Below are 21,507 nucleotides of genomic sequence, written 5' to 3' on the forward strand. Positions count from 1 at the left end.
GTAAACAATCAAACAATCTTGTAATTGGGAAGGAAGATTACGAATGACACAACCATATCCTTTAAAATTTCAACCGGAGTTTAAAGAACGTGTCTGGGGTGGCCGCGCGCTGGAGAAATTCGGCCTGAATCTACCAGAAGGTCATATTGGTGAAGGCTGGATGATTGCCGATCATGCGAATGGAACATCTTCGGTGGTTAATGGAGAATTAGCTGGACAAGGTCTGGATCAAATTCGTGAGCAATTTGGTCATGAGTGGTTCGGAAGCAAGGGAATATCAGAAGCTGGCGGAAGATTTCCACTCTTGATCAAATTGTTGGATTGCAACGACAACCTTTCCGTTCAAGTCCACCCTACGGATGATTATGTAGGATTGCCTAAAGGTGAACTGGGTAAAACAGAGATGTGGTACGTACTAGACGCTAAGCCAGATGCAAAAATCATCTACGGCCTTAAAGAAGGCGTAGACCGTGAAACATTACGCGAAGCACTGGAAAACGGCACGGTTATGGATAGCCTTCAAGAGGTATCTGTCTCCGCTGGCGATTCCTTCTACATCCCTGCCGGAACGGTACATGCTCTATGCGCTGGTGTCGTTGTAGCGGAAATTCAACAGAATTCCGACACTACATACCGTATTTATGACTACGACCGTCCAGGTCTAGATGGAAAACCACGCGAGCTTCATATCGAGGATTCTCTGAATGTTACAGCTTATGAAGGCGCCGGCGCTACTTCGATGAAGACCGATCATGCAGTGCCTGGAGAGTGGCTGCAGCTTGCCGCTTCACCTTATTTTATTGTCGAAAAAGGGATCGTAAATGGTTCATGGGATCTCACCACTTCAGAAGACAGCTTCACTATTCTGGTTATCTGCGAAGGCAGCGGACATCTGACTTGGGAAGGCGGCTCCCAGCCTTATGCCGCAGGGGAATGTTATCTGATTCCTTCCAACCTAGGCCGTTATACTATCGAGGGTCATTCTACTGTGCTTCGCTCTTATTTACCATAAGTCGAGAACCTTTAGGAGGAATGGACCATGAAGGAAAACAGCTTTACTCTAACGGATCCCATAGGTGTAACCATCCATGTCTATGAATGGTTACCTGAGTCCGATGTGCCAGTTAGAGGAATCGTGCAAATTTCACACGGGATGTGTGAAACTGCTGCCCGCTACGCTCGTTTTGCGGAAGCTTTAACCGGGGTTGGTTATGCAGTATATGCCAATGACCACCGGGGACATGGTAGAACCGCTGGCCAAGTCAATCTGCTTGGTGATGTTGGGGAGGACGGATTTTATTGGATGCGGCGCAATCTTCTGCAGGTAGGTGCCGCAGCACTCTCCAAGCATGAAGGAAAGCCCATCATTTTATTCGCTCACAGTATGGGTTCCTTTCTGGGTCAAAAACTCATGTGCGAAGAAGGCAACGAAATCTATTCAGGGTTTATCCTCAGCGGGACAAATGGTCCACGCAGTATGCTGCGTATTGGAGAATCTCTGGCTAGCGCACAGCTTAAGCTAAAGGGGGAGCATCATCGCAGTGTATTGCTGAACAGTCTGGTATTCGGCAGCTATAACCGTGCTTTTTCCCCGGTCAGAACAACATTTGACTGGCTGAGCAGCGATACTGCGGAAGTAGATAAGTACATTTCCGATCCATTCTGCGGAGCTATTTGTACAACCCGCTTTTTCCGTGGTTTCTTCCACCTCCTAAGAGAGATTCATACTGAGGAATCACTTAGCACATTATGTACAGGTAAGCCCATTTATATATTTGGTGGGGATAAGGACCCTGTCGGGATGAACGGTCAAGGCATTCCCCGTCTTGCGGAGTTGTATAAGAAACGAGGAGTATCAGACGTTGAGTACCGACTCTATCCAGAAGGCAGACACGAAATGCTAAATGAAGTAAATCGAGATCAAGTCACAGCCGATGTACTCAACTGGTTAGAGAGCCACCTTCCTTCAGAGGTTTCTACGATAAGTTAAGAAAAAAACGCGGTTGTTAGTGAATTTATGAGACAATATAGAAGCGATGCCCCCGTTATTTGGGGGGTCGCTTCTTTGCGGTTTGCGGTTTGCGGTTTGCGGTTTGCGGTTTGCGGTTTGCGGTTTGCGGTTTGCGGTTTGCGGTTTGGGTAGCTTATCTCAGCAGACTTCTCAATCTAACAATCTCCAGTTCCTCCGCGCATCTGAACTTTAGTAAATAAACTTCCGCCACCGCTAATGGACTCAGTTGACGCTGTCTTCAGCTCATCGCTCTCCCACACCACGTACAAACTCGGTTGTCACTAGCTACACATCATTACTTTCCCACGCCGCTTGCGGACTCAGTTGACACTAACTACATATCATTACTCTCCCCGCTACTTCCGGACTCAGTTGACACTAACCACACATCATTACTCTCCCCGCTACTTCCGGACTCAGTTGACACTAACCACACATCATTACTCTCCCCGCTACTTCCGGACTCAGATGACGCTATTTGCTAATTTATAGCCTTTCGAGCTAGGTTTCGGACTCCAGTGCAGCTATTCATGCGAAACAGGTCCATATTGGGTGTTTTTCATGCCAATAGCGACTATGCGGTCCGTTAGCATCCAAAAAACAGGATAATTCCACGTATAAGGTCCGCTGGGTCCGCCTGCGCCGAGTCATTACACTAATTACATTCTCCCGCTACTTTCAGACTCAGCTAACGCTAACTACACATCACTTTCTCCCGCCACTTCCGGACTCAGCTAACGCTAACTACACATCATTACTCTCCCCTGCTACTTCCGGACTCAGTGGACGCTATTTGCTAATTTCCAGACATTTGAGCTAGGTTTCGGACTCCAGTGCAGCTATTCATGCGAAACAGGTCCATATTGGGTGTTTTTCATGCCAATAGCGACTATGCGGTCCGTTAGCATCCAAAAAACAGGATAATTCCACGTATAAGGTCCCCTGGGTCCGCCTGCGCCGAGTCATTACACTAATCACTTTCTCCCGCTACTTTCAGACTCAGCTAACGCTAACTACACATCACTTTCTCCCGCCACTTCCGGACTCAGTTGACACTAACTACACATCATTACTCTCCCCGCTACTTCCGGACCCAGATGACGCTATTTGCTAATTTATAGCCTTTCGAGTTGGGTTTCGGACTCCAGTGCAGCTATTCAAGCGAAACAGGTCCATATTGGGTGTTTTTCATGCCAATAGCGACTATGCGGTCCGTTAGCATCCAAAAAACAGGATAATTCCACGTATAAGGTCCCCTGGGTCCGCCTGCGACGGGTTACTCACCGCTTTCGGACCCAGATGACGCTAACTACACATCATCACTTCCCACGCCGCTTCCGGACTCAGATGCGCTAGCGCACAAGGCAAAAGAAATAGACCGTCCCATTAAGGAACGGTCTATCCTTCCACCCGCCTATCACAAAGGCAGTGTGTAGTACTGAGCGCGTTGGCTCTCGTTCTGCTGATACATTACGATTAGTAGCGTGCGCCCTTCCCTAATGGAAGCGGGCTCCGCTACTGCTACAGCCGAGCTTGCTGGTTGGGCAGTCTCTTCTAAACTACTATCTGCTGCTTCCTGTAATGGCGAGTCTGCCGAAGGCAACGCCTCCAGATTAGCCATATCAGCTTCACCATCCTCAAGGCCCTCATCGGCACGCATGCCGCTGATGGAATCCAACACCGCTTCCAGCGAGAATGGCAACACTTCCAGCACAGTATACTTTTGCAGTTCTCTTTCGTTAAGTCCTGCTTCAGCCAATTGGGCAGAAATTTGACCCGGATTAGCCGCGATATCCTTCAAATAGCTCGACCAATCCGATTTATCCAGCACGAAATCCCACCAGATTTTGCGCGGCTTGTACTTGTGTCCAAGGAAATAATCGAGCTTCATCAAGCCAGTTATAACATCCATAGATGGCGTCCCGCGATCTATCAGGAAGGACTGCAAGCGGGTGAAGAGATCTTCCAGCTGATGGCCAATCTTTTGCCAGCCTCTCTCCTCCCAGTAGTCACCGAACTCCTGAAAGAAATCGAATGGCGAATCAAATACATGACGGATCAAGTACTTGGCCGTATGGTCCATCCGGTGGCTGTTCCAGTATTTCTCCAGCACATCCTCAAGCCGCTTCAAACGGATAATGTCTGAGAAAGGCATCATATGACTGCTAAGGATTTCATAAGGTGCGTGTTCCATATACGTGTAATCATATTTAGCCGCCTGCGCCCGCAGCCCCGTTCCCCGCAGCATTTTGAGGAATCCTAGCTGTAGCTCTTCCGGCTCCATAACGAATACATCATTAAACGTTTTACGGAAGGTACTGTAATCCTCCATAGGTAGTCCGGCAATCAAATCCAGATGCTGATCGATATTGCCGCTTGCCTTAATCTTCATTACGGTACGGGACAGCTTTTTGAAATTCTGGCGGCGTTTAACAAGCTCATTTGTCTCATCGTTGGTAGATTGCACCCCAATTTCAAATCTAAAAATACCCGGAGGCGCATTCTTAGATAGGAAATCCAGAACTTCCGGCCGCATGATATCTGCGGTAATTTCGAACTGAAACACGCAGCCTTGATGATTATCGATCAGGAATTGAAACATTTCCATCGCATAGTTGCGGTTGATATTGAAGGTACGGTCCAGAAATTTAATGATTTTGGCGCCATTCTGTATTAAATAAAGCAGATCAGATTTCACTCGTTCAATATCATAATAACGTACGCCTACTTCAATACTGGATAAACAGAACTGGCAGTTAAATGGGCATCCGCGGCTCGTCTCAAAATAAACAATACGTTTACTCAAATCTGGAATATCCTCAGGAAAACGATGCGGCGTAGGCAGCGTATTCAGATCGCTTTTGGGACGTGGAGGATTGACGATGATCTCTTCTCCCTTGCGATAAGCGGCTCCATACACAAAGTGAAACTTCCGATCATCCCTTAGCTCCTGCAGCAAATGGTGGAACGTCTCTTCCCCATCTCCATTGACTATAAAATCAATGCCAGCTTCTCTTTTCATCCAATGAAGCGGCTCATACGAAACTTCCGGTCCCCCGAGAACAATCGTAACTTCAGGCATCACTTGCTTAAGAATACCGATCAGCTTCAGCGTCTCTTCGATGTTCCAGATATAACAGGAGAAGCCAATCACATCTGGCCGTTTCTGAAACAAGTCGGACACGATATTCATCACGGGATCTTTGATGGTGTACTCTGCCAAATGAATATCCTTAAATTCATGCTCACTGTACGCTTTTAGCAAGCGGATTGCGAGTGAGGTATGAATATATTTGGCGTTTAACGTGGTCAGGACGATTTTCATGTTACACGACCTTTTCTACATTTCATTTTGAAAAAACTCTAAGAATGCCTTACCGTACTTCCGGTATTTCACTTCCCCAACACCCTTTACCCTCAGCATTTCCGCTTCGGTCTGCGGGCAAACCACACTCATCTCACGCAGCGTGGCATCATTAAAAATAATGTACGATGGCACATGCTCGCGTCCTGCCAATTCACGCCGGATAAGACGCAGCTGCTCAAAGACAGTCTCATTGACGGCTGATGGCGACAGGTCATGTCCCCGACTACGAACTCTCGTACCGGATGTTGTGCCTGCCCGCGAAGGCCGCGCCACACGCTGCATCACCTCACGCTGTCCGCGCAGGACCTCGGCAGCCAGAGGCTGTAGCCGTACTACAGGGTACTGGCCTTCCGACAAGGCAAGATACCCTTCTGAGATAAGCACATTGATACTCTCTGAGATTTCCTTCTCCGTCCGGCTCGACATCGCCCCATGTGTGGGCAGCTTATCGAAGCCGTACTGCATCACCTTTTGATTGCGAGAGCCTTTCAGCACAGATGCTACCAACGCTACACCATAACGCTCCCGCATGCGGTGAATGCAGGAGAAGATCTTTTGCGCATCGACGGTCATATCCACTAGCTCTCGTTCATCCGTACATGAGCTGCAGATACCACATGGCTTGTCCCCATGTTCTTCCCCGAAATAATCCAGCTGGGCACTGCGCAAGCAGCGAGTAGTATAGCAATAATCAATCATTTGCTGAAGCTTGCGATATTCGTTAGCTTTACGGTCAGTATCCTGTGGATTCTGCTCGATCAGGAACTTTTGCGTCATAATATCCTGCGCACTAAACAGCAAAATACATTCACTCGGCTCCCCGTCACGTCCAGCACGACCCGCTTCCTGAACATAAGCTTCCATATTTTTGGGCATATTGTAGTGAATTACGTATCGGACATTGGATTTATCAATCCCCATCCCAAAGGCATTCGTAGCCACCATAACCCGGATATCGTCATAGAGGAACCCTTCCTGGCTATCTGCCCGCTCCTGATCATTCATACCCGCATGATAGCGACCTGCTGCTATGCCAGAGGCCTGCAGCCTCTGATACAGATCATCCACTTCTTTGCGGGTTGCCGCATATACAATCCCCGGCTGGTGGGAATGCGTAGCCGCATAATCCATAACGAACTCCCGCTTGTTCTCTCCCCGCAGTACGGACATTGCCAGATTGTCTCTTCCTAGTCCCGTCATGAAAATACCCGGCTCGCGCAAACGCAGCAGCCGGACCATATCCTCCATAACCTCCGGCGTCGCCGTGGCAGTAAATGCAGCCAAGATCGGCCGGTCAGGCAGCTCATCTACAAATGGAGACACAGACAGATAACTTGTCCGAAAATCATGCCCCCACTGGGATACACAGTGCGCTTCATCAACAGCCACGCAGGAAATTGACAGCTCAGCCATTTCCAGACGGAACCAGTCCAGCTCAAGCCTTTCGGGCGCAACATAGAGCAGCTTCAAATCACCCCGCCGGGCAGCCCGAATCCGCTCATTCACTTCTTTTCCGCTTAACGTGCTATTAATAAAGGCTGCCGGAATACCCGCGGTAGTTAACGCATCCACCTGGTCTTTCATCAGCGAGATCAGTGGTGATATCACCAGTGTCAGCCCTGGCAGGAGCAATGCAGGAACCTGATAACAGATTGATTTCCCGCCACCCGTAGGGAGGATTCCCAATGTGTCGCGTCCTTCCAGCAAGTTCTGAACAATCTTTTTCTGGCCATCCCGAAAGTCTGGATAACCGTAATATTTTTGCAGCTCAGCCTGCGCCTGTTCAATAGTAGGTGCTTGCATCTTCATATCTATCATGACTCCTTAGGCGTTTCTATCTTTAGTTTAGCGGTCAATGGTGTAATGAGCAACACTCTAGAAGTCCTTCTTTCGTTTCTCCTTTTGGAAAAATTACATAAAAGGAGCGCTTTTGAGCCAAGCTTTAAAAATCATCATTCTTTAGGAAAGGGGAATAGCCGTGCAAAACTGGAAGCAAAACTATAGTTCTTTTAAGCAAAAAAAAACGCACGAAGATCCCACCATTCCTGATCAGCGTTCGGAAAAGCCACTAGATCCCGACCTAAAAAATAATATTAAAGCCATTAGCCAAATTTTTGGAGAAGATGCAGATCTCGTTGTGCGTAATTTTCGGGTATACGGTTTATATGATGCGGTAATTATCTTTTTTTCATCTTTGGTGGACCAAAATCAAATTCATGAGCATGTGCTTAAACCGTTAATGAGCCCTCCCTCTGATCTCTCGACAATTCCTGAAGAGCGCAAGGATCTGCCTGATTTCATCTGGAATACGACCATACAAATAGCGGCTGGGAACCGAACGAAGGACTTAAATTCTCTGCCACTCGCTCTATTAGAAGGGAGCGTTGTACTCCTTATAGATGGTATGGATCAAGCACTTCACTTCAATTTGCGTAAAATCGAACATCGCAGCATTGAACAGCCACAGACCGAGCAGGTAATTCGTGGCTCACGCGAAGGTTTTATAGAGAACTTGGAGGCAAACCTTTCCTTACTCCGTTATCGGCTGCAAACGCCAGATTTCCGGGTTATTACTGCTCCGCTTGGTGTGCGGACACGCTCACAGGTTGCTGTGTGCTATATAGAAGGGATAGTAGATCCTGAATTGGTTGAAAAAGTGATGAAGAGATTATCCATGATAAACACAGATAGCATCCTTGATGCAGGGTACATCGAGCAATTCATTGAGGATAACCCATTATCTCCTTTTCCTCAGGTTCAACCAACAGAACGTCCGGATAAATCAGCGGCAGCCTTATTGGAAGGAAGAGTCATCATTCTGGTAGATGGCTCCCCATTCTCGCTCATCGTCCCTGCATTGTTCAATCAATTTTTTCAGACCATAGACGACTATTCGGAACGTTTTATTGTAGGCAGCCTAATCCGGGGGATTCGACTAATTGCCCTGTTGTTCTCTCTTTTTTCCCTGCTCTATATGTATCCGTTATCTCCTTCAACCCGGAGCTTATGCCTACCGAATTTGCCGTAGCGATTTCAGGGGGTAGAGCAGGAGTTCCTTTTCCAGCGGTCTTGGAAGTTCTGATTATGGAGGTCTTCATGGAGGTGCTCCGCGAAGCAACTATTCGTCTACCACAAATGATTGGGGGCGCCCTTTCTATTGTAGGTGTTCTTGTTATTGGTCAGGCTGCTGTTTCAGCAGGTCTAGCAAGTCCGACAACCGTTGTTATTGTCGCTATAACCACTATCGGTTCTTTTGCCACCCCTGCCTATAATGCCGCTATCTCATCCAGAATGCTAAGATTTCCACTGATTATTCTAGCCGGTTGTTTTGGTCTTTACGGAGTCATGTTAGGTACCATCGTTATCGTGAATCACTTATTATTCTTGGAATCCTTTGGCGTTCCTTACATGACACCATATGTGCCCACGAAATGGAGAGATCTGAAGGACAGTCTGATTCGTGTCCCCTTATGGTGGATGAGAAGACGTCCGAGCTTCTTGAACACTCAAGACCCTACTCGTCTCGCTCATGAGTTACCAACGACGTATTCAGATCAGATTTTTAAGGAGAAGGGTGAACTCGATGAACAACAACCGCCCCATAACAACGATCCAAGTCGTCGCAGTAGTCGTTAGTACGATTATTGGAATAGGTATCTTGAGTATTCCCCGTTATATGGCTGAAGCCGGAGACAGTGGGGCGCCGCTGGTTTCGGCTTCAGGCATCCCTGTTGCATTTCTAGGCTGCTGGTTTACAGCCGCTGTATGTCGGAAATTCCCCAATGAAACTCTGTTTGTATTCAGCCGCCGGTTAGTCGGGAGAAGCATCGCGGATATTTTCAATGTACTTATCTCTTTGTTTTTTGCTTTCTCTGCCGGGATTACCATGCGTCAATTCGGAGAGGTATGTGTTGCGGTCGTGTTTAAAAAAACACCTATCGAAGCGGTCATTCTATTAATGCTTATTTTGGCTGCTTTATCTATCCGCAGAAACATTGTGAAATTCACCTATGTACATATTTTTTATTTGCCTTTCATCTTGTTAACCGTTCTCAGCATTATATTAGTAGCCATGAAAAATGTAGATGCTTTAAACTTACTTCCACTCACTGGAAATTACATCACCTTTTCAAGCTTTTCCAAAGGGACTGTCACTTCAGCTGCCCTTTATCAGGGCACATTTGTCATCACACTGCTGGTTCCTTTAATGAAAAAACCTCAGCAAGTGCTTAAAGCAGGAGCTGCTGCCCTTTTTATTATTGGCTTCATCTATGTAATGATTGTTGCGGCCACTTTAGGAATGTTCGGAGCGCAAGAAACCAAATTACTCGCTTATCCAACCTTAGAAACCGCCCGCTCCATTTCTATTGGTGCAGGACTACTAGAACGATTCGATGCGCTGTTTATTACTGTTTGGGTAATATCTATATTTACTACCATTTTTACGAACTACTACTTAGCAGCATATTCACTTCAGCAAGTATTTCGGTACAAAGATCACCGCCTTGTATCAAGCTTCTCACTTCCACTTATCTTCGTCTTTTCACTTTTGCCAAGAAATATTTACCAGGTTTATACCTTTTCTTCCGTCACAGCGATTATCGGGTTGATTTTTTTGACTCTCTACCCTCTTCTTTTATGGTTAATAGCTCTGATTCGGCAAAAAGGAGGGCTATCGAATGAATAAAGTAATTAACAAGCGTATTAGTCTTCTCCTCCTTCTCTCTCTGGTATTTGTATTCCTTACGGGCTGCTGGGACCAGCTCGAAATTGAAGATCGTGCATTAGTGCTGGGATTGTCTATAGATTCAGTGCCGGCAAATAGTAAAACCGAAGATGATCAAACGACACATCTAAAAAGCGCAAATATTAATTTGCCCAAAATCCGTGTGACCGCCCAAATTGCAGTTCCAGGGAGAGTTCCGTTAGGTCCTAGCAGCGGGGGAGAAGGTAGCGGGGGGAATCAAAATCCGGTTTGGGTTGTACAAGTTTACGGTTACTCACTAGATGATGCCTTAAACAATTTGCAACAACAGATCTCTGACCCACGTTACCTCATCCATCTTCGGGTGATTATCATCAGCGAGGATTTTGCACGCAAAAACCTGTCGGATTTAAATGATTATTTACGCCGCAACCCTGAAGTCCGTCGCCGTACCTGGTTATTAGTGTCCGAAGGCGAGGCTTCTAAATTTATGAATATTAATCCACCACTTCAGCGAGTTCCAACCCTCTATATCCTATCCACCATGGAAAAAGCCGTGAGATCCGGAAAGTTCCCAGCTAACTATATAGGCGTATTCTGGTCAGCTGAATCTAAATGGGGAGAGAGCGGTTATCTGCCTTATGTGTCTTTACATCAAAAAGACAATATGTTGATAAAAGGTCTTGCTTACTTTAGCGGAGGCGTTATGGTTGGTTCGACTACTCCCATTGAGATTGGCGCATATATGTCCATGAAAGGTCTTGATCCTGGGGGCTATTCCGTCATGTTCAATTCAGAGGACTTTGGCCCACTGACTCTTAAAGTTAACGACCGATTTACAAGGTCTAAAGTTAAAATCAAAGACGGCAAACCCCATATCACTATAAATATTTTTTTAGAAGCAGCGCTAGATGAGCACCTAGGTAATAATATTCGTATTGATTCCAGCCAGGATTTAAAAAAACTTGAGGCCAACTTTCAAAAAGGAGTCCTCACCATCTTCGACCATCTGATTAAACAGACGCAACAGGCTCACTCGGATATCTTTGGCATGGGTGAATATGTTCGTGCATATGCTCCTTCCTACTGGAAAGCTAATGTTCGTGACAAACATGACTGGGAGCAACAGTATTCTGATCTCTCTATAGAACTTAATGTGAAGACGAATATTGAAAGAGTCGGTCTTAAAGAAGACTAGATATGGGGATGTGTTCAAATGATCTATCATCAACTAACTTATTTAACTCTCGTGCTCCTGCTCTCCGGACTATTCCTGCTTACTGTGGATACCAAGATCTATGCTGTAAGCGCCATGCCCCGGGAAAAGAAATATGCCCGCAGGTTAGGCTGGGTATATCTCGGTTTATTCCTGCTTCTTGGATTAGCACAGCTGTTCTATCTTTGAGCAGCAGCAAACCAGTACGCCTGCCTCTCCATAGTATTTCTTAACAGCCCATGGTATATTGAGGAGTACAATATTAAAGGACGGAGAATGCATCCATGAACTCAAGAAGAAATCCTAAAGAAACAGCCAAAAGAGGTACTCGTTCTCACAGCAAGCCTACTGGCAAGCTTAATCATAAAACTAAAGCACCCGCAGCACCCAAAACATTTACTGTAAACGAACCTTCTGAACTATTGCCCTTCTTACTCACCCACGTCACGGGTCGCGGACGAAATGCGATTAAATCCATCCTATCGCGTGGACAAGTGTCGGTGAATAATAAGGTAGTTACACAGCATAATTTCCAACTGCATCCGGGTCAAAACGTTACTATTGATCAAGAGAAGCCTGTACAAACAGCAGAGATGATCGGACTTAAAATCGTTCATGAGGATGAAGACCTGATTATTGTTCAAAAGGATGCTGGACTGCTATCTATCGCCACTGCGGAAGAAAATGAATTGACGGCTTACCGCCAGCTCATGGAGCATGTCCGTGTTAGCAATCCACAAAATCGGATTTTTGTCGTACATCGTTTGGACAGAGATACATCAGGCGTAATGATGTTTGCCAAAAGCGAAAGGATTCAGCAAGCACTACAAACTACTTGGAAAGATACCGTGAAGGAACGTTCTTACGTAGCGCTCGTGGAAGGCGCGGTTAAAAGACCTGAAGGCAAGATAAGCTCGTGGCTCAAAGAAACCTCAACCCTTAAAATGTATTCCAGTCCTCATGAAGGCGATGGACTACATGCAATTACACATTATAAACTCATTCAGGCTAACCGCCATTTTTCCTTGCTAGAGGTTAAGCTCGAAACCGGACGAAAAAATCAGATTCGGGTGCACATGGCAGATATCGGCCACCCTATCGCAGGTGACAAGAAATATGGTGCAGAGACCAAAACGGTAGGAAGACTTGGCCTACATGCTCGAGTGCTCTCTTTTATTCATCCAACCACTGGAGAACTGATGACCTTTGAGAGCCCGATTCCGAAGACGTTCCTGAAATATACTGCGCCTGCGCCTACAAACTAAGAAGTGAACGTATACCCACAACCGAGGAGTATTCCCTCTTATGGGAAGCCGTAACTTCTACACAAGATGCCCGGTCCATTTGGTCCTGGGCGTCTTTTTTTAACTTCCTATCACATCATGTTACAATATAAATAAACAAAGAAGGTGCTCTTATTGTTCCACCCTACAGTTTTCGATAATATTAAGATCGCCTTTGAGAACCAGATTTATGACTACGATAATTTAGACGGAATATTGGTGGTTACGGATCGCTCCGACCTTCTGAATATGGCGCTGATGTCCAGAGAGTTCAGTCTCTCCTTCCAATTAACTGCAGGCAGGAAAGTAACCGCCGAAATCCTGCTCACTTCGTCCACGAAAGATCTCAGCGATGAAATCTTGGAGGTTCCTAATACGGATCCCGGCTGTAATCTTTCACTTCGTTTTTATATGGAAGTCGAAGATATTCCTAGCGAATGTCAGGCGATAGACAGTATTCTAAAAGCGATCTGGGGACCTGATTTCCAGCCTGTGCAATCTTTAAGCTTCATATATGGCCAGGAAAGTGAAACTTACAATAACTGCATCGAGCTGCAATTCAAAAGACAACTCACAGAAGAGCAAATGGAGGACATTCCAAACCTGCTAAGCCACCTGCTGCAAAGTGCGGAAGAACTGGAATCCTTCACGGTATAATCCCTACTTTTTAACGTTCGTACTATGGGAAAAGAGGTGTGCATGAAATGAAATTCCTGCCTGCTGCCAAAAGTAAAAGTTGGTTTCTCTGGATGACCGTTTATGCCATTCTTCTATGGCTTCTCTTCCCTCCACCGATTCGTGATGCTGGCCCAGGAAATGGATGCCACACTCTTACTGCGCTTTGCTCTTTTTTCCGTTGTAGTGGCTGGGATCGTCAACACATTAGGCTGGCTCGGAGCGCGTCTGCTCTGGGTATTTAGCACGGCGGGAATAATCATAGGTGCGGCATTTATGCTGGGCTACACCTACCAAGAGATGTCCGGTTGGGAGGATCTCGCAGGCTTCCTCGCGTTTTCCTTATTTTCATGCGCCGGATTTGCACTGGGTTTATTAGCCGAAGGTATTCGTCTGCTGTATAAGCGAGCATCGAAGTCTTGAATGGAAGAGGTGAACGCTGTTGTCCAATTCTTTTCTAACCAAAAATGCATTGTCGCATTCTTTAAAAGAGCTAATGGAGCATACACCGCTCAATAAAATTACTGTTAAACAACTAGTGGACCATTGCGGACTAAACAGACAAACGTTTTATTATCATTTCCAGGATATATTTGATTTGCTAGGTTGGATTTATAAGACTGAGGCTGTCGAAAGCCTCGCCCAGTATCGCAGCTACAGCACTTGGACAGACGGGTTTTATAGAATCTTCTGCTACATTGAGCGGAATAAATCCTTTTGCTGTAACACGCTAAATTCATTAGGCAGAAATCATCTGGATGCATATCTGTACGAGGTGACAAACGATCTCATCATGGGGGTTATAAACGAGCTGTCCTCCGGGATGGAGGTTTGCGAAGAAGACAAGCACTTTATAGCCAATTTTTATACGCTAGCCTTCACAGGCCTAATCATTCAGTGGATGAGAGAAGGCATGAAGGAACAGCCGCACCATATGATTGAGAAGCTAAGTGATCTAATTGAAGGAAATTTTCTGAAAGCTTTACACAAATATGAGAACCATCCGTTGTAACCTTTGGTTGCAGCGGTTTTTTTTGTCTAAAAACTAGACAGATCACCCATAATGACAAAAATCCAGACACTCTAAAGAGTTTGATTATACCTTCAAAATAGGAGTTGGTTTACATTAAGAGTGTGATTATTTAAACAACTACTTGGAGGCGACCATTGTGAAAAAAGAGTACGGTAATAGACAGGTTTATTTTGTCGGTGGCGGAATTGCATCCTTAGCGGGCGCTGCTTACCTGGTCAGAGACTGTGATTTTCCGGGACAAAACATTCACATTATTGAAGAGATGAAGATTCTTGGTGGTAGCAATGACGGCGCAGGTGACGCTGAACATGGTTACGTTGTCCGCGGCGGCCGTATGCTCAACGATGAAGCTTATGAGAATCTCTGGGAGCTATTAACAACGATTCCTTCTGTCGACCGTCCGGGGTTGTCTGTGCGGGATGAAATTATTGCTTTTGATACCGCAAACCCAACACACTCAAACGCCAGACTTGTAAACAAAGACGGCAAAGTAGAAGATGTATTGTCCATGGGTTTTGATATGGCTGATCGTCTCGCTATGGGCAAGCTGATTATTACACAAGAAGATAAAATGGGTAAAGCGCGTATCAACGACTGGTTCGCCCCTCACTTTTTCACAACAAACTTCTGGTATATGTGGGCTACTACTTTTGCATTCCAACCTTGGCACAGCGCTGTAGAGTTTAAAAGATATATGCTTCGTTTCTTCCATGAATTCCCAAGAATTCAAACACTGGAAGGTGTAACTCGCACTCCTTATAACCAATATGATTCCATCATTCTGCCTTTGCACAAATATCTTGAACCATTCGGTGTCGATTTCACACTGAAATGTACAGTTACTGATCTGCAGTTCAAAAAAGGTGACGGAATTACCGTAACCCAAATGAATGTAGTGCGCGAAGGTGTCAAAGATGTGATTGATGTAAAAGAAGATGATCTCGTAATTATCACAAACGGTTCTATGACCGAAGGCTCCAGCCTTGGCTCTATGACTTCTGCTCCACGCCTTAACGGCAAGGGAAGCTCGTGGAAATTATGGGAAAACATCGCTTCCAAGAAACCAAGTCTTGGCAATCCTTCTTCGTTCGATGATCATGTAGACGGTTCGAAATGGGAGTCCTTTACTGTAACTTTCCATGACTCCAAATTCTTCGATCTGATGGAAAAATTCACACGTAACCGTGCCGGCACAGGCGCTTTGGTCACATTTAAGGATTCGAGCTGGTTTATGTCCGTTGTACTGGCCTTCCAACCGCATTTCCGCAATCAGCCTGAGCATGTTAAAGTGTTCTGGGGTTACGGACTGTATCCAGACAAAGTTGGAGATTTCGTGAAAAAGAGAATGTGTGATTGTACCGGCGAAGAAATTATGCAAGAATTGATCGGTCATCTTCACTTTGAAGAACATAAGGACGAGATCATGGCTACCGCCAATTGTATTCCTTGCATGATGCCTTATATCACTTCTCAGTTCATGCCTAGACTCAATAGTGACCGACCAAAAGTTGTCCCTGAGGGTTCCACGAACCTGGCCTTTATTGGACAATTCTGTGAAATTCCAGATGACGTTGTATTCACTGAAGAATACTCCGTGAGAGCAGCGAGAATTGCGGTATATACTCTACTTGGTATCGAACGGCCTATCGAGCCAATCAACCAATATCAATACGATGTACGCACACTATTCTCAAGCTTTGTTACATCTTTCAGATAAAACCACAATCAGCGGCGAGCGCTTCCGGATATCGGGAGCGCTTGTTTTTGAGTGTGGGAAGCAACAAAAGAACAGGTTTATCAAAATCGAGTAGGAGGGGGCGGCTAGCCCCCGACCTCTCACACCACCGTACGTACCGTTCGGTATACGGCGGTTCATGAAATATTCCGTAAGAAGTTGTATCTGTCCAATACACTCTTTAATCCATTGGCTTCCCAATATTGGTTATTCAATGCATGTTGTAGAATTGGACTCCCTGCAATTCGCCAATACCCTTTTCGGGTATTTCCCCACTCATAGGCTTTATCCTTAGGTACCCCTAAGGATATAAGTCTTTTGACTTTGATTCTAGGGGTCTTCCACTGCTTCCAGAGGCACATTCGTAGCCTTCTTCGTATCCATTTATCCATATCTCGAAAGGTACTTGGGGTATCCACCAGCGAGAAATAACCACACCATCCCATGAGGTAGTGGTTTAGTTCCTTGATTCGCTCTTCCATCTTCATCGATCTCTTTCGAGAGGATATCTCCTGTATTCGAACCTTGACTCTCTGTAAGGATTGCTTCGCAATTCTCACCTTTGGTTCTTTGTCCACACTAAAACTAAATCCTAGAAACTTTCGTTTCCAGGGACGGTCTACCGCGCTCTTTACTTGGTTCACCTTCAGCTTTAGCCTCGTCTCGATGAATCGGGTGACAGTTGTCTTGACTCGCTCTCCTGCTCTTAGCGTTTTCACGTAAATATTGCAATCATCCGCATAACGAACGAAGCGGTGTCCACGTTTCTCGAGTTCTTTGTCGAGCTCATCCAAGACAATGTTAGATAATAACGGACTCAGTGGACCGCCTTGCGGCGCACCTTCCGTTGTCGGGGTTACTAACCCGTTCTCCATCACACCTGACTGTAGATATTTGCGGATAAGCAGGAGAACTTTCTTGTCCTCCACTTTCTCCGAAATCTTCATCATCAGTCGGTCATGGTTGACGCGATCAAAGAATTTCTCCAAGTCTAGGTCGACTACGAATCGATAGCCTTCTTTCATAAAGCTTCGAACTTTCCTCACCGCATCATGCCCTCGTCTTTTCGGACGGAATCCATAGCTATGGTCGGAAAACTCTGGATCAAACAATGGAGTTAACACCTGCGCGATTGCTTGTTGAATCATTCGATCTGTCACGGTAGGTATTCCTAGTAACCTAACACCTCCGCCACCGGGTTTCGGGATTTCGACTCGGCGCACGGGGCTCGGTTCATAGGTTCCTTCTTCTATGGCATGCCGCAAGGTCTGCCAGTTTTGTACGATGTGTTCTCGTAAGGATTTTACGGACATCCCATCTACGCCATGACTTCCTTTATTCGCTTCAACACGCTTTAAGGCTTGCAGAAGATTTTCCCGTGATAGCAGTTGCTCCAACATTTTTTTTTAACCTCTCTTTACGTGATTTATACCTTCCATTTGTGCCAAAGATGAACTCCGCCCTGCTGAAGACCCCCACGGGATTCACCGTTTCCTTCTTCAGTCAGGTCCTTTCGGATTTTTTTCTGCATTCATCGCTCATCTTGAACGCCTGGATGTATAAATCCTATTCCATGTTCAGCCCTTCCGCAGCTGTTGCAACAGCTTGCGTACTATGGCGTCTGCTGACTTCTGTGCACTCAGCCTACTCTCACAAGTAGGGTTACGAAGTATACTCGCCTATCACACAGATCTCCCCAGGTAAGAACGCTATCTTCCTCTCCATCTATCTGCTTCATTTACTCTCGTACGCCTTTGGCAGTATGGACTTTGGTTTGTTGTGCAACCTCATCCAGCCTACGTTAGCCTTGTATGAAGTTCGTATTCCTCAGACCGGAGATTTGCCGCTGGCTTCCTTCAGATTCCACCTCGCGGTGGACACCCTTGCCTTAAGCTAATGGCTACTACTGCCTTCGCCATTCAGGACTTCAACCCTATAGATAGCGCCCATGCTGGGCGCACACAAAAAAGAGCTGAGGGCTCCCTCAGCTCTTTTGTTTTACTCGAATCCAAACTTTAAATATTGCAAGATCCATCTGCGCAGCCATCATCGGTAGATACTTCAGAATTCCCCTTACCAACCACTTGTAATGTTGGTCCTGCTTGTTCCTCCGCCCACACAGTATCCAGTACCTCTGTAAATACAGGACCTGGTTGTGCACCAGATAAAGCATATTTATTGTTGAATACAAAGAAAGGTACACCGGTAATATTAAGACGGCTTCCTTCTTCAATATCGCCATTAACCTCATTCGCAAAAGCATCCGTTTCCAGCATTGCCGCAGCTTCCACTTGATCTAAACCAACTTCAGCAGCGAGTGAAGCCAGTACACTGCGATCTCCAAGATTTAATGAATCCGTAAAGTAGGCGCGCAGCAGACGTTCGGACATTTCTGCACCTTTTCCCTTTGTGCTTGCAAAATGACTCAGTCTGTGACTGTCGAAAGTGTTGGTATGCTTTACTGTATCAAAATTAAATTCCAAACCCACATCTTTAGCTTGCTCCGCTAGTTGTGCGTTCATTGCTTTTGCTTTTTCGACGGTCATCCCGTATTTGGCAGCCAGCAGCTCATGAATACTCTTGTCTGTACTTACCTCTGCATGTGGATCCAGTTGAAAGCTACGGAATACTACCTCTACTTGATCACGGTTCGGGAATTGGCTTAGCGCATTCTCCAAACGTCTTTTGCCAATATAACAAAAAGGACATGCATAATCGGACCAGATATCTATTCTCACGAAAAAACCTCCTAATATTATTGATAATTTGTAGCTGTCATATAAGAGTAATAACTAAATATACGTCGCTTACTATTATATAGTTAAAAACTCAAAATTACAAACTTAACTTTTAATAAAATGACATTTATAGACGTGAATGTTAAAGCAAAAAGTAAACGAAAGTGGTATATACGCTCCCCTTCTGGGCAGATAGAATAAAGTTAACACCAGAATTCCGAAGGGAGATCCCCATATGCATGATGTATCTATAGTGATACCTACCCGTAACCGTATAAACGACCTTACAGTGTGCATAGAGTCTATAAGCAAGCAGACAGAGCTAGAGAATGTCTCCATCGAGCTCTGGATTGTAGATGACGGTGAGATTCCTGTAGAGAGATTAACCTATTATCGTAACATACTGAACAAATTGCCACAGGCTGAGTTTCGATATCATCGTAAGACTAATCCGGGACTCTGGCTTTCCCGTTATGAGTCACTTGGACTAGTAAATGCTGAAATTGTGCTTCATTTAGACGATGATGCAGAATTAGATGATTCCTTATATATTCGACGATTACTTGATACTTATGCAGCGGACGATTCAATTGTCGGTGTAGGCGGTGTGGCAAAAGGCATGCGCAGCAGCAAACCGGGCCGGCTGTTTGGCATGCTGACCGGACAAATGTCCGGATCCCCGGGCAGATTATCCCCAAGCATGTTTGCAGGCTCCCTATTCCTCTGGGGAGAGAAGGAGCAGGTTTTTGAGACCGATTTTTTTCACGGCTGTAATATGTCATTCCGGCGCTCAGCATTACAAGATATGAAACCCTATCCCTGGATGACAAGTTACTCCATTGCCGAGGATATTTACTTGTCCCATTTGGCTAGCCGTTATGGCAAGCTTGTCATTAACCCGGCTATGAAAATCATTCATCATGAGTCGCCGGGTTCTCGGGATAAGGCGGGCGTTGTTGCAAGAGCTACTGCCATCAATCATTATTATCTGCTCAACTTACGTAAAGCACCCCCTATGAATTATGCCGCATTGATCTGGACGTTAACCTGTCTTACAGGTAAAGAAACTCTCAAACGAAATTTTAAAGCCGTTAGCGGTTATGCCAAAGGAATCCTTTTCGTAATGAATCCTCGTAAAAACAAATACCGTGAATACATGCTAGATTAGCTTAATAGCTACCTCTATATCCACAGCGTTGCTCCGAATCAGATTGCGGGGCTTTTTTTTCGTGCAGACGGAGTTGTACGTAAATACGCCATGAAATTAATTTCCATCAACTTCTGATCTAGGGTATGATAGTAATAATGTGTTTTAGAAACTAACTTTATGGATGGTGGAATATGTTCAAGAACAAAAAAACGACGTTGATCCTCGTTGTTATCGTCATCGTCGTCATAGCTGTCGGCGCTTGGCTAATTACTAAAAATAAGGATGACAAAGCGACGGAAACACCGGGTGGCGCAACAGCTTCAGGAAAAGGCGAAGCCAAGTCACTCTCACAGACCTTTTATATCTATGACACGGTCGTGAATATCAAAGTGTTCGGAGAAAATGTAGCCCAAAAAAATATGGATGATATCCAGCAAATGCTGGAGCGAATGGATATGGAGCTTAGCCGTACAAAAGAAGGCGGCGAGGTTTACGCAGTCAATCAAGCAGCAGGAAAAGAAGCGGTTGTCGTTTCGGACGAGACCTTAGATGTTGTAAAACAATCCGTGCAATATGCAAAAGAAATGGACGGGCTATTCGATCCCACGATTGGTCCGCTGATCGACCTCTGGAACATCGGTAGTGGCGGAGATAAAGTCCCTGATCCAGCATCTATCGATGCAGCCAAGAGCCTAACCAATTACAGGGACGTTGAAATTGACGAAGCTGCTAAGACCGTGAAGCTACTGAAGGAAAATATGGTACTGGATCTTGGAGGTATCGGCAAAGGGTATGCTGCTGACCGTATCGCTGATTATTTAAAAGAGCAAGGCCTTAACAGTGCAATGATCAACCTCGGCGGCAGCAGTATTATTGCGTTAGGTACGAAACCAAACGGAACGGATTGGAATATTGGTCTGCAAGACCCTGACCAAAGCCGCGGCACACAACTAGGAACGATTAAAATCGCGGATGAGGTCATCGATGCTTCTGGTGTTTACGAACGTTATTTTATGCAAGACAATGTTCGTTATCACCATATTCTTGATCCACGCACAGGTTACCCTTCTCAGAACGGTCTCAAAAGCTTGACCATTATGAGCCCTAATGCAACAGATGCGGATGCTTTGTCCACTGGGGTGTTCTTGATGGGGATCGAAGAAGGTATGAAATATCTGGAGTCGTTACCTGAAGATGTAGAAGCTTTCTTTATTACCGATGACAACAAAATCTACGCCACACCAGGCATTAAAGAAAGAATGAATCTGACTGATCCTACGTACAGCTTCGCTGATTAAACGAAAAGAGCTTGCCCCCATAAGGCCGTTGTTGGCTTTGGGAGGCAAGCTCTTTTGTTGTGGATAAAGGTTCTTTGGCGTGGCTGAGGGATATTCATTGCCCATTCATCGCCCAGCAGCCTGATAATTAGGGAATTCCTCCCTAAAATCATTAGATTTTTTCAAGGTAAACCTTCGATTAGGGAAAACCTCCCTAAAAATCACCCGAATATGGCTATAAACATGTTTATTTCGGTTTTATTAGGGAGGAATTCCCCAATAACCTCAATTTCGCGCTCTAACCGGTTAATTTCAGG

The 21,507-nt window shown here is 45.5% G+C and carries 16 protein-coding genes and 1 pseudogene; 13 read left to right on the forward strand and 4 right to left on the reverse strand.

Annotated features, from left to right (window positions below; genetic code table 11):
- The first annotated feature begins 43 nt into the window (after positions 1 to 43).
- Positions 44 to 1,012 carry a type I phosphomannose isomerase catalytic subunit gene (locus MHH49_RS03555; protein WP_038569207.1) on the forward strand — a complete coding sequence of 323 codons (969 nt, stop codon included), beginning with the start codon at positions 44 to 46 and terminating at the stop codon, positions 1,010 to 1,012.
- A 27-nt stretch (positions 1,013 to 1,039) separates the two neighbouring features.
- Positions 1,040 to 1,990, forward strand: a complete 951-nt coding sequence (locus tag MHH49_RS03560) for an alpha/beta fold hydrolase (RefSeq protein WP_036679539.1) — start codon at positions 1,040 to 1,042, stop codon at positions 1,988 to 1,990.
- A 1,438-nt stretch (positions 1,991 to 3,428) separates the two neighbouring features.
- On the opposite strand, the gene MHH49_RS03565 is transcribed toward MHH49_RS03560, so the two are convergent.
- On the reverse strand, positions 3,429 to 5,336 hold the full coding sequence (locus MHH49_RS03565; RefSeq protein WP_341137891.1) for a B12-binding domain-containing radical SAM protein: 1,908 nt from the start codon (positions 5,334 to 5,336) through the stop codon (positions 3,429 to 3,431).
- A gap of 15 nt (positions 5,337 to 5,351) precedes the next feature.
- On the reverse strand, positions 5,352 to 7,187 hold the full coding sequence (gene recQ, locus MHH49_RS03570; protein WP_038569203.1) for a DNA helicase RecQ: 1,836 nt from the start codon (positions 7,185 to 7,187) through the stop codon (positions 5,352 to 5,354).
- A gap of 328 nt (positions 7,188 to 7,515) precedes the next feature.
- Between recQ and MHH49_RS03575 the strand changes: the two are divergent.
- From MHH49_RS03575 to MHH49_RS03615, 9 genes and pseudogenes are all read left to right on the forward strand, one after another.
- A pseudogene (locus tag MHH49_RS03575) lies at positions 7,516 to 9,014 on the forward strand (spore germination protein).
- Complete coding sequence (locus MHH49_RS03580) at positions 8,962 to 10,065, forward strand: GerAB/ArcD/ProY family transporter (protein ID WP_036681452.1); 1,104 nt, start codon at positions 8,962 to 8,964, stop codon at positions 10,063 to 10,065. The pseudogene MHH49_RS03575 and the gene MHH49_RS03580 overlap by 53 nt, the downstream one beginning before the upstream one ends.
- Positions 10,058 to 11,281, forward strand: a complete 1,224-nt coding sequence (locus tag MHH49_RS03585; RefSeq protein ID WP_036681449.1) for a Ger(x)C family spore germination protein — start codon at positions 10,058 to 10,060, stop codon at positions 11,279 to 11,281. Before MHH49_RS03580 ends, MHH49_RS03585 begins: the two co-directional genes overlap by 8 nt.
- 18 nt (positions 11,282 to 11,299) lie before the next feature.
- Positions 11,300 to 11,488, forward strand: a complete 189-nt coding sequence (locus MHH49_RS03590) for a CLC_0170 family protein (protein ID WP_038569199.1) — start codon at positions 11,300 to 11,302, stop codon at positions 11,486 to 11,488.
- Between the two features lie 95 nt (positions 11,489 to 11,583).
- Positions 11,584 to 12,564, forward strand: a complete 981-nt coding sequence (locus MHH49_RS03595; RefSeq protein ID WP_076099010.1) for an RluA family pseudouridine synthase — start codon at positions 11,584 to 11,586, stop codon at positions 12,562 to 12,564.
- A gap of 153 nt (positions 12,565 to 12,717) precedes the next feature.
- Entirely contained in the window at positions 12,718 to 13,239 is a 522-nt protein-coding gene (locus MHH49_RS03600) for a hypothetical protein (RefSeq protein WP_036681441.1), read from the forward strand.
- A gap of 102 nt (positions 13,240 to 13,341) precedes the next feature.
- Positions 13,342 to 13,680: a hypothetical protein gene (locus MHH49_RS03605; protein ID WP_341137892.1), complete on the forward strand. Its 339-nt coding sequence runs from the start codon at positions 13,342 to 13,344 to the stop codon at positions 13,678 to 13,680.
- A gap of 19 nt (positions 13,681 to 13,699) precedes the next feature.
- A complete protein-coding gene (locus MHH49_RS03610; RefSeq protein ID WP_036681438.1) occupies positions 13,700 to 14,269 on the forward strand; it encodes a TetR/AcrR family transcriptional regulator in 570 nt (189 codons plus the stop codon).
- Positions 14,270 to 14,426: 157 nt separating this feature from the next.
- The gene (locus MHH49_RS03615) at positions 14,427 to 16,007 is read left to right on the forward strand and encodes an oleate hydratase (protein WP_339211553.1); all 1,581 of its coding nucleotides are present in this window, start codon (positions 14,427 to 14,429) and stop codon (positions 16,005 to 16,007) included.
- 155 nt (positions 16,008 to 16,162) lie between these two features.
- Here MHH49_RS03615 and ltrA read toward each other — a convergent pair whose 3' ends face one another.
- Positions 16,163 to 17,425 carry a group II intron reverse transcriptase/maturase gene (gene ltrA / locus MHH49_RS03620; RefSeq protein WP_341137893.1) on the reverse strand — a complete coding sequence of 421 codons (1,263 nt, stop codon included), beginning with the start codon at positions 17,423 to 17,425 and terminating at the stop codon, positions 16,163 to 16,165.
- Positions 17,426 to 18,040: 615 nt separating this feature from the next.
- Positions 18,041 to 18,763 carry a DsbA family oxidoreductase gene (locus MHH49_RS03625; protein WP_076099013.1) on the reverse strand — a complete coding sequence of 241 codons (723 nt, stop codon included), beginning with the start codon at positions 18,761 to 18,763 and terminating at the stop codon, positions 18,041 to 18,043.
- Between the two features lie 235 nt (positions 18,764 to 18,998).
- Here MHH49_RS03625 and MHH49_RS03630 point away from each other — a divergent pair, with 235 nt between their 5' ends.
- Positions 18,999 to 19,931, forward strand: coding sequence for a glycosyltransferase family 2 protein (locus MHH49_RS03630; RefSeq protein WP_076099014.1), 933 nt, complete (start codon positions 18,999 to 19,001; stop codon positions 19,929 to 19,931).
- A gap of 173 nt (positions 19,932 to 20,104) precedes the next feature.
- Positions 20,105 to 21,211, forward strand: a complete 1,107-nt coding sequence (locus MHH49_RS03635) for an FAD:protein FMN transferase (RefSeq protein WP_076272021.1) — start codon at positions 20,105 to 20,107, stop codon at positions 21,209 to 21,211.
- Positions 21,212 to 21,507 lie beyond the last annotated feature (296 nt).

It is taken from the genome of Paenibacillus sp. FSL F4-0122, from assembly GCF_038002845.1.
In the GTDB taxonomy this organism is placed as follows: domain Bacteria; phylum Bacillota; class Bacilli; order Paenibacillales; family Paenibacillaceae; genus Paenibacillus_AQ; species Paenibacillus_AQ odorifer.

What these genes read in the sequence shown, in the direction of transcription:
- recQ (WP_038569203.1), bottom strand. Translation starts at nt 7,187, where the DNA reads ATGAAGATGCAAGCACCTACTATTGAACAGGCGCAGGCTGAGCTGCAA.
- MHH49_RS03585 (WP_036681449.1), top strand. Translation starts at nt 10,058, where the DNA reads ATGAATAAAGTAATTAACAAGCGTATTAGTCTTCTCCTCCTTCTCTCT.
- MHH49_RS03565 (WP_341137891.1), bottom strand. Translation starts at nt 5,336, where the DNA reads ATGAAAATCGTCCTGACCACGTTAAACGCCAAATATATTCATACCTCA.
- MHH49_RS03560 (WP_036679539.1), top strand. Translation starts at nt 1,040, where the DNA reads ATGAAGGAAAACAGCTTTACTCTAACGGATCCCATAGGTGTAACCATC.
- ltrA (WP_341137893.1), bottom strand. Translation starts at nt 17,425, where the DNA reads ATGTTGGAGCAACTGCTATCACGGGAAAATCTTCTGCAAGCCTTAAAG.
- MHH49_RS03605 (WP_341137892.1), top strand. Translation starts at nt 13,342, where the DNA reads ATGCCATTCTTCTATGGCTTCTCTTCCCTCCACCGATTCGTGATGCTG.
- MHH49_RS03630 (WP_076099014.1), top strand. Translation starts at nt 18,999, where the DNA reads ATGCATGATGTATCTATAGTGATACCTACCCGTAACCGTATAAACGAC.
- MHH49_RS03580 (WP_036681452.1), top strand. Translation starts at nt 8,962, where the DNA reads ATGAACAACAACCGCCCCATAACAACGATCCAAGTCGTCGCAGTAGTC.
- MHH49_RS03590 (WP_038569199.1), top strand. Translation starts at nt 11,300, where the DNA reads ATGATCTATCATCAACTAACTTATTTAACTCTCGTGCTCCTGCTCTCC.
- MHH49_RS03555 (WP_038569207.1), top strand. Translation starts at nt 44, where the DNA reads ATGACACAACCATATCCTTTAAAATTTCAACCGGAGTTTAAAGAACGT.
- MHH49_RS03635 (WP_076272021.1), top strand. Translation starts at nt 20,105, where the DNA reads ATGTTCAAGAACAAAAAAACGACGTTGATCCTCGTTGTTATCGTCATC.
- MHH49_RS03595 (WP_076099010.1), top strand. Translation starts at nt 11,584, where the DNA reads ATGAACTCAAGAAGAAATCCTAAAGAAACAGCCAAAAGAGGTACTCGT.